This window comes from Paeniglutamicibacter selenitireducens, from assembly GCF_051550675.1.
Lineage (GTDB): Bacteria > Actinomycetota > Actinomycetes > Actinomycetales > Micrococcaceae > Paeniglutamicibacter.
Genome location: NZ_JBPULF010000002.1, coordinates 624,412 through 637,247, shown reverse-complemented (window position 1 = coordinate 637,247; position 12,836 = coordinate 624,412). Strand labels below are relative to the sequence as shown.

The window sequence follows — 12,836 nt, the reverse complement described above, 5'->3', positions numbered from 1 at the left end:
ATGGGGTCATAGGTAGCTCAGGCCGTCGCTGACCAGGACGACGCCCAGTGCCAGCAGAACCGCGCCAACCAGCGTCGACTGGTGTCGCAACAGCCACGCCTGAATCGAACCCAAGGTGCTCCGGGCGCGGCCGGGGGAGACCAGGTGCAAAATGACAGGGGCCATGACGCTGGTACCGGACAGTGCCGTGTAAATCAGTGCGAGGGCGACGATGGCCCCCGGTTGTTGGTGGGCGGCGCCGATGGAGATCGCGGCACCCAGGGTGAAGGCCAATTCCTTCGGGTTCAGGGCGGTCACCATGAGGGCCATGCCGAAGGCGCGCGGTGCGGATGCTGTCTCCAGGCTCGACATCCAGCCGGGCGATTGGGGTTCGGTATCCCCCGTGGGCCGCTTGCGCCACTTCAGCAGGGCCACAAGGACGAGCCCCAGGCCGAGTCCGATTTTCAACAGGCCTCCAAACACCGTGGCCTCCCGCGACTCCGGCAGGGCCTCTGCCGCGACCGTCATGACGGTGAGCACCAGTGCTATCCCGAAAAGCCGCCCTGCCATGAATCCCAGGCTGCGTGCCGTCCCGTTGGGTGAGAGCACCAGAAAGACGATGGCGATCAGCGGTAGCGGGCTGAGCGCCATGCCCAGGGCGAGGGGCAGGAATTCGCCGATTGCGGTGAGCATGCGCGGCACTTCGCTTTCGATGGTTGTCGTGACGTGGGCTCTTCTGAAGGACTCCCAAGGGAATTTGAACACAATCTGCACGTTAAAGCGGCTTTGGACGACGGGAAGAACTCGGGGCAATGACGCCCGCCGGGACCGCCGGTGCCCTGCTCCGGGACCGCCAAACACTGTCCGTGGGGGTTGCAACGTTGCCCAGGGGCGCATGCAACGTTGCCGCAACCTTGGTGTGAGTAGGCTCACATATGGTAGCGAAAAACCCTCGAAATCCAAGGAGACACCATGACTGTCTACGCAAGCCCGAACACCGAAGGATCCCTCGTAAACTTCAAGACCCGCTATGACCACTACATCGGCGGGCAGTGGGTAGCCCCGATCAAGGGGCAGTATTTCGAAAACGTCACCCCGGTCACCGGCAAGGGGTTCTGCGAGGTGGGCCGCGGCACCGCCGAGGACATCGAGGCCGCACTCGACGCCGCCGAGGCAGCCGCGGGCCCGTGGGGCAAGACCAGTCCGGCCGCCCGCGCGGTGATCCTGAACAAGATCGCGGACCGCATCGAGGAAAACCTCGAAATGCTCGCCGTCGCCGAAACCTGGGACAACGGCAAGGCGGTACGCGAGACCATCAACGCCGACCTCCCGCTGGCCATCGACCACTTCCGCTACTTCGCCGGTGCGATCCGCGCCCAGGAGGGCGGCCTCTCGCAGCTGGACGACAACACCACCTCGTACCACTTCCACGAGCCGCTCGGCGTGGTCGGGCAGATCATCCCGTGGAACTTCCCGATCCTGATGGCCGTGTGGAAGCTCGCCCCGGCCCTCGCGGCGGGAAACGCCGTCGTCCTGAAGCCGGCCGAGCAGACCCCGGTCTCCATCCTGGTGCTCTTCGAGCTCATCGGGGACCTGCTGCCTGCCGGCGTCGTCAACATCGTCAACGGCTTTGGTGTGGAGGCCGGCAAGCCGCTGGCCTCCAACAAGCGCATCCGCAAGATCGCTTTCACCGGCGAAACCACCACCGGCCGCCTGATCATGCAGTACGCCTCCGAGAACCTCATCCCCGTCACCCTGGAGCTCGGCGGAAAGTCCCCGAACATCTTCTTCGAGGACATCGCCGCCAAGGACGACGCCTTCTACGACAAGGCCCAGGAGGGCTTCACCATGTTCGCGCTGAACCAGGGCGAGGTCTGCACCTGCCCCTCGCGCGCCCTGGTGCAGGACTCCATCTACGACACCTTCCTGCCGGATGTCATCAAGCGCACCGAGGCCATCAAGCAGGGCAACCCGCTGGACACCGACACCATGATGGGCGCGCAGGCCTCCAACGACCAGCTGGAGAAGATCCTCTCCTACCTGGACATCGGCAAGGCCGAGGGCGCCAAGGTGCTCACCGGCGGCGGCCGCGCGGAGCTCGGCGGGGACCTCGAGGGCGGCTTCTACGTGCAGCCGACCATCTTCGAGGGCCACAACAAGATGCGCATCTTCCAGGAGGAGATCTTCGGCCCCGTCGTCTCGGTGGCGCGCTTCTCCGACTACGCCGATGCCATCGAGATCGCCAACGACACCCTCTACGGGCTGGGCTCGGGCGTGTGGAGCCGCAACGGCAACACCGCCTACCGCGCGGGCCGCGACATCCAGGCCGGCCGCGTCTGGGTCAACCAGTACCACGCCTACCCGGCGCACTCCGCGTTCGGCGGCTACAAGTCCTCGGGCATCGGACGCGAGAACCACAAGATGATGCTGGACCACTACCAGCAGACAAAGAACCTGCTGGTCTCCTACTCCGAGGACAAGCTCGGTTTCTTCTAACCCGAAATTTTCCCCGGGGCGCAGGCCGTCAACCTCATCCCTTGCTTGTCGGCGTCCCGGGGGAGCACCACCCACTTTCCACCAACACCCCCATGCACCACCGGGCGCGCCGCAGGCGCGACGACGCTTCCTCCGGCGCGCCCGCAAACCGACAACGACTCGAGCAAAGGAACATCCATATGGGCACCATGCGAGCAGCCATCGTCAACACGTTCGGCGAAGACCTTGAAATCGGCACCGCGCCGATCCCGGAGCCGGGCCCCGGCCAGGCACTGGTCAAGGTCATCGCCTCCGGCGTCTGCCACACGGACCTGCACGCCGCGCACGGCGACTGGCCGGTCAAGCCGACCCTCCCGCTGATCCCGGGCCACGAGGGCGTGGGCCACGTGGTAAAGGTCGGGGAGGGCGTCACCGAGGTGGGAATCGGCGACCTGGTGGGCAACGCCTGGCTGGCCAGCGCCTGCGGCAACTGCGAATTCTGCCGCACCGGCTGGGAAACCCTCTGCGAATCCCAGCAGAACGGCGGCTACTCGGTCAACGGCTCCTTCGGCGAGTACATGCTTGTCGACGCGAAGTTCGCCGCCCACATCCCCGAGGGGGCGGACCCGTACGAGATAGCCCCGGTGCTCTGCGCCGGCGTGACGGTCTACAAGGGGCTGAAGCAGACGGAGGTGAAGCCGGGCCAGTGGGTCGTCATCTCCGGCATCGGCGGCCTGGGCCACATCGCCGTGCAGTATGCGGTGGCGATGGGCATGCGCGTCGCTGCCGTCGACGTCGCCGACGAGAAACTGGACCTGGCCCGCACCCACGGCGCCGAGGTCACTGTCAACGCCTTCGCCGAGGACCCCGCACAGGCCATCCAGGAGGCTACGGGCGGCGCCCACGGCGTGCTTGTCACGGCCGTGCACCCGGCGGCGTTCGGGCAGGCCATCGGCATGACCCGGCGCGGCGGGACCATTGTGTTCAACGGCCTGCCCCCGGGCGAGTTCCCGGCGCCGATCTTCGACATCGTGCTCAAGGGCCTGACCATCCGCGGCTCGATCGTCGGCACCCGCCAGGACATGATCGAGGCGCTGGACTTCTACGCGGTGGGCAAGATCAAGCCGACCTTCCACACCCGCCCGCTGGAGGACATGAACGCCGTCTTCGACGAGATGGCCCACGCGAAGATCGACGGCCGCGTGGTCATCGACTACGTCGGGCAAAAGTAGGACACTTGGCCTGAATGCGGGCCAGGCCAACCAGGCCGGCAGCGGGGCCCGGCACCACCGTCATGGAGCGGTGCCGGGCCCCGCTGCCCCGGCCGGACGTTCCGCCGCGGCGGACGGAAGGGAACATGCGATGGACACCGTCATCGAATCCAGGGCGGCCATTGCGGGGGAGAACTTCTCCCGGGTGGCGATGACCGAGGAAGCCGCGGACCTGCTGCGCCTGCTGTGGCACCGGCACGGGCCGCTGATGTTCCACCAGTCCGGCGGCTGCTGCGACGGATCGTCGCCCATGTGCTTCCCGGCCGGCGAATTCAGGACCGGGGACTCGGACATCCTGCTGGGCGTCTTCACGCTGCCCGACGCCGGTTCCGGCACCCTGGGAACCCTGGATTTCTGGATGAGCAAGGAGCAGTTCGAGTACTGGAAGCACACCAAGCTGACCATCGACGTGGTTACCGGGCGCGGGTCGGGTTTCTCCGTGGAGGCCCCGGAGGGCAAGCGCTTCCTGATCCGCAGCGAGATCATCGAGTTCCCGTCGGCCGGCCGTAGCTAGCCGGCGGGCCGCTCCCAGGACTCGATGCCGCCGGGAACCGCCACGAAGAGCGGATGCAGGTTCGGCGGGTCCGCGGCGGCCAGCAGTCCACGGCGTTGCGGGTCGCGCACGGCCAGCTTGGCCAGCAGGTGTTCGCGCTCGTAGGCCACCTGTCCGGCGGCCACGGTCCGCGGGGGCACCTCGCTCCCGGCCGGCGGGCGCAGGATGAGGCCCCGGTTGAAGTTGTAGCCGCGCGCATCGGCTTCGAGCGCCAGCTGGTCCAGGTAGCTGCCGACGCTCGCGAGCGGGTCGTCGGCGGACCTGAAGCGTTCAAGTTGCGGGTGGTTCCTGTAGCCGGAGGTCTTCCCGTCCAGCACCTTCTGGGCCAGCAGCGTCTCGCGCCAGCAGGCCAGCAGGCCCTTGGTGTCCAGGTATCGCGGGTGCAGGCTCCACAGTCGCATGCCACCCAGCCTAGCGGGACGGCCCGGAACGCCCGGACGTCCGCGGCCGGATCAGCCCAGGTGCCCGGCGATGCGTTCGTGCATGGCGGCACTTGCCTCGTTCAGCCCGACGATCTCGACCTTCGCGCCGCGGCCCTCGTACTTCGCCGTGACGGCCTCCAGCGCGGCGATCGCCGAGACGTCCCACAGGTGGGAGGCACCCATGTCGATCACCACGTGTGCCGGGTCCAGCGCGTACTCGAACTGCGTGTAGAGGTCGTTGGAGGAGGCGAAGAACAGCTCGCCGTGGATCGTGTAGGTGACGTAGTCCCCGTCCGGATCCACCCGGCGCTCCACCGTGGCCACGTGGGCGACCCGCCGGGCGAAGAGCACCATCGCGGACAGCACGCCCAGGCCCACGCCGACCGCCAGGTTGTGGGAGAGGACGGTTGCCACCACGGTGATGACCATGACCGCTGTTTCGCTCTTGGGCATGCGGCGCAGCGTGGAGGGTCGGATGCCGTGCCAGTCGAAGGTCGCCACCGACACGAAGATCATCACTGCCACTAGCGCGGCCATCGGGATCAGCGAGACGACGTCGCCGAACACCACCACGAGCACCAGCAGGAAGACGCCGGCCAGGAACGTGGAGATGCGCGTCCGGGCGCCCGAGCCCTTCACGTTCACCATGGTCTGGCCGATCATCGCGCAACCGCCCATGCCGCCGAAGAGCCCCGTGACAAGGTTCGCGATGCCCTGGCCCCAGGCCTCGCGGGTCTTGTTCGAGCGGGTGTCCGTCACGTCGTCCACGAGCTTTGCCGTCATCAGGGATTCCAGCAGCCCCACGAACGCCACGGCCAGCGCATAGGGGGCGATGACCCGGAGGGTCTCGAGGTTGAGCGGGACCTGCGGCAGGAACAGCGTGGGCAGGCTGTCCGGCAGCGCCCCCTTGTCCCCGACGGTGGGGACCACGGCGCCGCTGAGCACCGTGAGGAGCGTGAGCACCACGATCGCCACCAGCGGCGCGGGGACAGCGGTGGTGAGCCTCGGCAGCCCGAAGATGATGGCCAACGCCAGGGCCAGCAGCGGGTAGACAAGCCACGGGACCCCCACCAGCTCGGGCAGCTGGGCGATGAACACCAGGATCGCCAGCGCGTTCACGAACCCGACCATGACCTGGCGCGGGATGAAGCGCATGAGCCTGGCGACGCCGAGCACCGCCAGCAGCACCTGGAACACCCCGGCCAGCAGGATGGCGGCCACCAGGTAGTGGATGCCGTGGCTTGCCACCAGCGGGGCGATGACCAGGGCGACGGCGCCGGTGGCGGCGGAGATCATCGCGGGGCGCCCGCCGGTGAACGCAATGGTCACGGCCATGGTGAACGCGGAGAACAGGCCCACCCGGGGGTCCACCCCGGCGATGACGGAAAACGCAATGGCCTCCGGGATCAGCGCGAGCGCCACCACCAGGCCGCCCAGGACCTCGATGCCCAGCAGCCGGGGCCGGCGCAGCGTGAGCAGCACCGACTGGCGCTGCTCGGGGGTCGGTGCTGTGGTGCTCGGGGAAGGCATGGGGGCGTCCGTTCGGGATTCGGTGCGGCACGGGGGAGGGGCCCGGAACGGGGCCGGGAGGAGCCGCGGGGACCACGCCCAGTCTACGGGGAACGGGTTGCCCCGCGGGTGGTTCCGCATGCCGGACGGAACCCGCCGAACCATGTTGAAACGCCGGCGTGTCGCTTAGGATGGGGGTGCAATTCGCCCGATGCCGCATGGTGCGGGCGCAGTCCCCGCGGGATGCCGGAACGCATCCGGGTTCCCGCACGGGGGGAACGTGCATCGGCACCAGGAGAAGGGGGCGGCGTGGGGGACGCATCCGGCCGGCAGGCCAACCACCCGGCCGTGGCACGATTCCTGGCGTGGGACGACGGAAGCAGCCGGCTGCTGTTCATCCGCTCCGCGGCCGGCACCGGCCGCACCAGCTTTGCCCGCTCGTGGATCGGCGACAGGCCGGGGGAGGTGCTCGACTGGTCCGGCAACGGAATCGACGCACCGGCCGAGGTCGAGCTGCTGTTGGGCCGGCTGCGCGCCGATGCCGGGTTGCACCTGGCCGTCATCCTGGCGCCGGATGCCGCCCTCTGGGACCTGGCCTCCCGCACCCCCTGCCTGGTGGCCCGCCACCGCGACCTCTTGCTGGATGCCGGGGAGACCGCCGGCCTGCTCGGATCCCCGACGCGCCCGAACCAGGAGGAGGCCCGCCGCATCCACGAGCTCTCCGGCGGCTGGCTCGATGCCGCCCGGGCGCTGGCCGCGGACCCCGGCACCCACACCCAGGCCCAGCACATCATCCGCACCGGCCTGGCGGTCTGGCTGGCCCACCGCGACCCCGACGGCTCGCTCTCCCGGGCCGGCTTCCTGCCGGTGTTCGACGCGCGCACGGTGGAGTCCTTCTACGGCGAGGTCTCGCCCGTGGCGCACACCCTGGAGGAACTCGCGGAGGCGGGCCTGGTGCGTGAGGACGGCCTGGGCGGCTGGATGATGCCGGCGATGGTGCGGCGGGTGCTGGTGGAACGGACCACCATGCGCGGGCCCGAATCCGTCGCGGCCCTGGAACAGGCAGCCATCAACGCCGTGGCCGCGACCCACGGGGTGCGCGAGGCAGTGGACTCGGCCGTGGCGCGCCGCAGCTGGCCCGCGCTGCTGAACCTGCTGCTCGAGCACTGGGCGGACATCTTCCTCGACGGCCCGCGCCAACTGGGCGCGCTGGTGGCCAGGGTCCCGCGTTTCCTGGCCCGGCAGACCGAGTACATGGGCATCGGGATGCAGCTGCTCGGGCAGGTGGATGCGCAGGGCGTGGCCCTGCAGCTGCCGGGGTTCGAGCCGGAGTACGCCACAAACCAGACGGCGCTGCGCCTGCACCGCGACGCGGAGCGCCTTTACGCCAGGCCCAACACCCACGCCCTGACCGTGGGCGTGCTCCAGGTGCTCCACCTGCGCACCGCCGGGCTCTACCCGGAGGCCGCGGCAGCCGCCGAACGACTCCGCGGGGTGCTGCACCGCGCCCTGGACGCCCAGCGGATCAACCCGACCCTTGCGGCGCTTGTCGAATTGCAAGCCGGCATTTCCCTGTACCTGGCAGGGCACGACGACGCGGCCCGCCGTGCCTGCGAACGGGGCTTCCACTGGGCGCAGGTCTCCGGCCGCCCGTTCCTGCTCGCGGACACGGCCGGCAAGCTGGCCCTCATGGAGATCCTGGACGGCGACGCCGTCGCGGCGCGGCACTGGCTGCGGGCGCACGATGCGGCGATCGGCGAGGTCGGCTGGGGAAAGGCCATGGTGGGGCGCTGCGTGCTGATGGCCAAGGCCTACCTGGCGCTCTCCGGGCTCGACTACCCCGCGTTCGACGAGGCAGTGGCGGCGCTGCCGCCCCAGCCCGACAACGACGAGTTCTGGTCCGTGCATGCGCACCTGCTGGTGCTGCGGGCCGTCAACGCCGGGAACTTCGACGCGGCGCGGGCCCAGGTCGCCGCGCTGCGCCGGGAGCGCCGGCACGCGGCAGCCGCACCCCTGGCCCGGCGGATGCTCGATGACATCCTGCTCTTCGCCGAGATCCTCGAACGCGGCAGCCTGCAGACAGGGGCCGGGGACGACGCCCGGGACCCGATGGTGCTGGCGCTCGGGCACCTGCTCAACGGCGCACCCGACGCGGCGCTTGCCGCCCTGCAGGACCTCGGGCACACCGGGGGCCTGCGGCGCGGGGGCAACGTGGCGCTGTACCTGGAGCTTGCCGCACGCAACCCGCAGGGCCCGACGCCGGAGATCCTGCGGCGCATGCGGGTGCTGCACCGGGACACCGGGGTGCTCTACGACCTCGCGATCCTGGGCATGGTGCCGGGATGGTCACAGGTGGGCGGGTCCCTGGACCTGGCGCCGGAGGAGCTCCGGCTGCTCGGCATCGTGCTGGACCAGGCACCCGCGACGCTGCCGCGGCGCCCGGTGCTCAGCGTGCGCGAGCAGGAGGTGCTGCGGCAACTGCGCGAGGGCATGACCCGGCGCCAGATCGCCGAGGCCGGGTTCCGCTCGGAGAACACCGTGAAGTCCCAGATGCGCAGCCTCTACCGGAAGCTGGAGGCCTCGGACATGGAGCAGGCGCTGGAGAACGCGCGGTCCTGGGGGCTCTGACCCCGGGGGCGGGTAACCCGGGTCAGAGCTCGCGGCGCATGGCTAGCCGGGGCATCCGGCTTGCCACCGCGTCGGTCGTCCCGATGACGCGGAACCCGGCGCGCTCGAACATGGCGCGGGTTCCGACGAACGCCATCGTGGTGTCCATGCGCCCCTCCGGGTCCACGGGGTGTGCCTCGACGGCCGGCGCCCCGCGGGATGCCGCATAGCGGACGGCCCCCTCGAGCAGTTGGTCGGTGACGCCCTGCCTGCGGTGCCCGCTGCGCACCACCACGCAGATGATGCTCCACACCGGCACCTCGTCCACCGGCCTGATGAGTTTCGAGGCCGCCAGGCGCGGGATCTCGGAGCGCGGGCCGATGCTGCACCATCCCAGAGGAACACCGTCGTGGTAGGTGATAACCCCGGGAGGGTTGTCGCGCTCGCAGAGCCTGCGCATGGCTTCCTCGCGGATGCCGTGGCCGAGTTCCTCGATGTCGCTGGCGCCCAGGCGGTGGGACAGGCACCAGCAATGGGTGTCCCGCCGCGTCGGGTTGACGACGTCCGCGAAGTCCTCGAACCGGTCCGGGGTGACGGGGTGGGTCTGCCATGTGGCGCCCGGGGCGTTCTGGGTCATTGACCCATTCTGCCTCCGGGCGCCGGTGCGGGCCAGCATCGGTGCGGGCCAGTGTCGGGGCCGGCCCGCGCCGAGCGCGGCAGCGGCGCTCAGGCGTCCTGCGGAGCCAGCTTGCCCGCTGCCGCCCGGACGGCCTCGGCAAGCGTTGTCGCGGGGCGCCCGAGGGCATCCGCCAGGTCGTTGCCCTGCACCAGGAGTTCGCCGCGGGAGATGCCGCGGTCGCTGTCGGCAAGGATCCGGGCGAAGGGTTCGGGCATCCCGGCTCCCGCCAGCAGCCGGGCGAAGTCCTCCTCCGCCAGGTCCTGGTAGGTCACCTGCTGGCCTGTCGCGGCGCCGACCTCGCGGGCCAGGTCCTCCAGGGACATCGCCTCGCCACCCAGCTCGTGGACGGTGCCTGCCTGGCCGTCGGCCAGCAGGATCGCCGCGGCCGCCTCGGCCAGGTCCGCCCGGGTCGCGGCGCTGAGCCGCCCCTCGCCCGCGCTGCCGAAGACCGAACCGTGCTTCAGGTAGCTTCCGAGCTGGTCCGTGTAGTTTTCCAGGTACCAGCCGTTGCGCAGCATGGTGAAGGGGACGCCGGAGTCGCGCAGCGCATGCTCCGTCGCCTGGTGGTCGACGGCCAGGGCCAGCGTGCTGGTGTCCGCGTTGGCGATGCTGGTGTAGGCCAGCAACTCGACGCCGGCATCCTTGGCGGCCTCGATGACGTTCAGATGCTGGGGCAACCGCTGCGGGCCCGGTTCGTTGCCGGAGACCAGCAGCACCTTTTCGACGCCGGCCATCGCCTCGCGCAGGGAGACCGGGTCGGAGAAGTCGATCGCACGGATCTGGACGCCCAGCCCGGCAAGTTCCTTGAGCTTGGCGGTGTTTCGGCCCGCCGCCACGATCTGCCCTGCGGGGACGTTGCGCTCCAGCAGGGATTCGACGACGAGTCGGCCGAGCTGGCCGGTGGCACCTGTCACGAGGATGGTCATGGGTATTCCTTTCGAGGATGAACTGAACTTCTTCCCATCACAACCGGGCATCGATTCGATTACTTCCCAAAAGAGAGTACGCACTTTAAAGTAAGCTACTTCCATGTCGCCAGCACCCAGCCCCCAGGCCCCGGAACGCCAGGCCCCGCCAGCGGTTTTCGAGGCCGGTTGCCCGAGCCGGGTCGTCCTCGACCACGTCACAAGCAAGTGGGGTGTCCTGATCCTCGTGTCGCTGGAGAAAGGTCCGCTGCGCTGGAGCGAATTGCGGCGCCGGGCCGAGGGAATCAGCGAAAAGATGCTTGCGCAGACGCTGAAGACCTTGGAATCCGACGGTTTCATCCACCGCGAGGCCCAGCCCGTGATTCCGCCGCGCGTCGACTACAGCCTCACTGAGCTGGGACAAGGATTGGTGCAACAACTGCTGCCGTTGGTCCGCTGGATCAGCGAGCACGCCGACGACATCGTCAACGGGTAGGTCCGCTCCGGAACGCCGGCTCAGGCCAAGACGTTCACCGGTGTCCCGGCCGACCACGCGGCGATGTCCTCGACCGCACCGGTGTAGAAAACCCGGAACTGGTCCTCGGTGACGTAGCCCAAGTGCGGGGTGGCAATCACCCCGGGGACCTGCAACAGGCGGTGGTCCTCCGGCAGCGGCTCGACGTCGAAGACGTCAAGGGCTGCCAGCAACGGGGCACCGGTGCCGAGGGCAGCCACCAGCGCATCCTCGTCGATGATCGCGCTGCGCGAGGTGTTGACCAGGATCGAGCCGGGTTTCATCAATGCCAGCTGGCCGGCGCCGACAACTTGGGTAGTGCGTTCGGAGAGTTTCAGGTGGATGGAGAGCACGTCGCTCTCGGCGAAAAGCCTGTCACGGTCCACCCGTTCGACGCCGACCTCGGCGGCGCGCTCCGGCGTCAGGTTCCGGCTGTGGGCGATGACCCGCATGCCGAAGGCCTGCCCGATGCGGGCTACCTGGCTGCCGAGGTTGCCCAGGCCGTAGACGCCGAGCGTCTTTCCCGAGAGCCCGGTGCCGAGGGTCTGCTGCCACGGCCGGGAGGCGGTACGCGGCCGGGAGGATGCGAAAAGTTCAACGTCGAGGCGTCGGGCAGCTGCCAGGATCAGCGCCCAGGTGTGTTCGGCGGCGGCCGTCGGGCTTCCCGCGGTGCCGCACACGGTGATGCCCAACTCCCGCGCCGCGGCCAGGTCGATCGACGCGTTGCGCATGCCGGTTGTGACAAGCAGCTTGAGGTTCGGCAGGTTCCGCAGCCTGCGGGCGGTGAACGGCGTGCGTTCGCGCATTGCCACGATGACGTCGAAGTCCTGCAGGGCGCGGCAGACGGCGTCGTCGTCATGCCCGAGGAAGTCCGTGAAGAACGTTGCCTGCCCGGGCAGCGAGTCCCAGTCGGCCAGGGAGCGGGCGGCCTGCTGGTAGTCGTCGAGGATCGCTGTGCGCATTGCTTCATCCTAGGAGCTTGGCCGCGTACGGTTCGGGATCGGGCCGTTTCATGACGGCCCGGCGGATGCCGTTGCCGGGCTACAGGTATGAATCCAGTACCTCGACGATGCGGGTGTAGCCGTGGCCCTCGGCGAGTTCGCGCGGGGAGGTGCCGTTGCCGTCGGGGATCGTGGGGTCGGCGCCGCCCTCGAGCAGGAGCCGGACCGCCTCGACCTGGTCCGGCCCGCCGTCGCCCAGGGTGATGGCCTCGTGCAGGGCCGTCCAGCCGAGGTTGTTGATGTGGTCGACGGGAACCCCGGCGGCCAGCAGCAGCTTGATGGTTTCGGTGTGGCCGTGTTCGCTGGCCGGGATCAGCGCCGTCCCTCCGTAGCGGTTGGTGCTGCGCACGTCGGCGCCGTGGGACAGGGTTGCCTTGAGGATCCCGTTGAGTCCCTCGGCCCCGGCGTAGAGGTAGGCCGAGTCCTCGATGTTGTCCTTGGCGTTGACGTCTGCCCCGGCGTCGATGAGCAGCAGGGCCACGGCGGTGTCCTGGTTCTTGGTGGCCCTCACCAGCGCCGTGGCGCCGGCGGCGTCCCGGACCTCGAGGTCGGCGCCGGCGGCCACGGCCCGGGCTGCGGCGTCCGGGTCCCGGGAGTCGATCGCGGCGGACAATGCCTCGGTGGCCTGGGCGTTGGTCATGATGGTTCCTTCCGGCGTTGATGCGGTCGGGGACGATGCTACAGGCGGCGAGGCCACCGATGACGATGCCGCCGCGGCCGAGGTGGTTGGCGTGGGGCCGGTCGGGGGCGCTGCGGTACATCCGGTGAGGACCAGCCCGGCCGTCAACGCCATGAGGAGCGCAGCGCGGGAGGTGCTGGGGATGCGTGCCGTGGTGCGGGGGATCATGGGGTTCCTTGGGCGTGCCGGTGAGGTTTTCGGTGCTGCTTGTCCGTGCGCTGTCTCGATCGTCGCACGGAAGG

The 12,836-nt window shown here is 69.4% G+C and carries 12 protein-coding genes; 5 read left to right on the top strand and 7 right to left on the bottom strand.

Going from position 1 to position 12,836, the window contains the following annotated elements; genetic code table 11:
• Positions 1–6: 6 nt before the first annotated feature.
• The gene (locus tag ACSYDW_RS06360) at positions 7–672 is read right to left on the bottom strand and encodes a GAP family protein (RefSeq protein ID WP_438337868.1); all 666 of its coding nucleotides are present in this window, start codon (positions 670–672) and stop codon (positions 7–9) included.
• Positions 673–951: 279 nt separating this feature from the next.
• Here ACSYDW_RS06360 and adh point away from each other — a divergent pair, with 279 nt between their 5' ends.
• The 3 genes from adh to ACSYDW_RS06345 all read left to right on the top strand — a co-directional run bounded on the left by adh (position 952) and on the right by ACSYDW_RS06345 (position 4,239).
• Positions 952–2,475: an aldehyde dehydrogenase gene (adh, locus tag ACSYDW_RS06355; protein WP_438337867.1), complete on the top strand. Its 1,524-nt coding sequence runs from the start codon at positions 952–954 to the stop codon at positions 2,473–2,475.
• Between the two features lie 179 nt (positions 2,476–2,654).
• Positions 2,655–3,686 carry an alcohol dehydrogenase AdhP gene (adhP, locus tag ACSYDW_RS06350; RefSeq protein ID WP_438337866.1) on the top strand — a complete coding sequence of 344 codons (1,032 nt, stop codon included), beginning with the start codon at positions 2,655–2,657 and terminating at the stop codon, positions 3,684–3,686.
• A gap of 130 nt (positions 3,687–3,816) precedes the next feature.
• Positions 3,817–4,239 (top strand): DUF779 domain-containing protein, encoded by a 423-nt coding sequence (locus ACSYDW_RS06345; protein WP_438337865.1) that lies wholly within the window; start codon positions 3,817–3,819, stop codon positions 4,237–4,239.
• Here ACSYDW_RS06345 and ACSYDW_RS06340 read toward each other — a convergent pair.
• Positions 4,236–4,679 carry a pyrimidine dimer DNA glycosylase/endonuclease V gene (locus ACSYDW_RS06340; RefSeq protein WP_438337864.1) on the bottom strand — a complete coding sequence of 148 codons (444 nt, stop codon included), beginning with the start codon at positions 4,677–4,679 and terminating at the stop codon, positions 4,236–4,238. The genes ACSYDW_RS06345 and ACSYDW_RS06340 overlap by 4 nt on opposite strands.
• 51 nt (positions 4,680–4,730) lie before the next feature.
• Positions 4,731–6,230 (bottom strand): SulP family inorganic anion transporter, encoded by a 1,500-nt coding sequence (locus ACSYDW_RS06335; RefSeq protein ID WP_438337863.1) that lies wholly within the window; start codon positions 6,228–6,230, stop codon positions 4,731–4,733.
• 288 nt (positions 6,231–6,518) lie between these two features.
• On the opposite strand from ACSYDW_RS06335, the gene ACSYDW_RS06330 reads away from it, so the two are divergent.
• On the top strand, positions 6,519–8,837 hold the full coding sequence (locus tag ACSYDW_RS06330) for a helix-turn-helix transcriptional regulator (protein ID WP_438337862.1): 2,319 nt from the start codon (positions 6,519–6,521) through the stop codon (positions 8,835–8,837).
• Between the two features lie 22 nt (positions 8,838–8,859).
• Here the strand turns inward: ACSYDW_RS06330 and ACSYDW_RS06325 are convergent, their stop codons facing one another.
• Positions 8,860–9,453 (bottom strand): GNAT family N-acetyltransferase, encoded by a 594-nt coding sequence (locus ACSYDW_RS06325; protein WP_438337861.1) that lies wholly within the window; start codon positions 9,451–9,453, stop codon positions 8,860–8,862.
• 89 nt (positions 9,454–9,542) lie between these two features.
• A complete protein-coding gene (locus ACSYDW_RS06320; protein ID WP_438337860.1) occupies positions 9,543–10,421 on the bottom strand; it encodes an SDR family oxidoreductase in 879 nt (292 codons plus the stop codon).
• Positions 10,422–10,524: 103 nt separating this feature from the next.
• On the opposite strand from ACSYDW_RS06320, the gene ACSYDW_RS06315 reads away from it, so the two are divergent.
• Positions 10,525–10,896 carry a winged helix-turn-helix transcriptional regulator gene (locus ACSYDW_RS06315; protein ID WP_438337859.1) on the top strand — a complete coding sequence of 124 codons (372 nt, stop codon included), beginning with the start codon at positions 10,525–10,527 and terminating at the stop codon, positions 10,894–10,896.
• A 20-nt stretch (positions 10,897–10,916) separates the two neighbouring features.
• Here the strand turns inward: ACSYDW_RS06315 and ACSYDW_RS06310 are convergent, their stop codons facing one another.
• Positions 10,917–11,876, bottom strand: coding sequence for a D-2-hydroxyacid dehydrogenase family protein (locus tag ACSYDW_RS06310; RefSeq protein ID WP_438337858.1), 960 nt, complete (start codon positions 11,874–11,876; stop codon positions 10,917–10,919).
• A 79-nt stretch (positions 11,877–11,955) separates the two neighbouring features.
• Positions 11,956–12,762, bottom strand: coding sequence for an ankyrin repeat domain-containing protein (locus ACSYDW_RS06305; protein WP_438337857.1), 807 nt, complete (start codon positions 12,760–12,762; stop codon positions 11,956–11,958).
• Positions 12,763–12,836 lie beyond the last annotated feature (74 nt).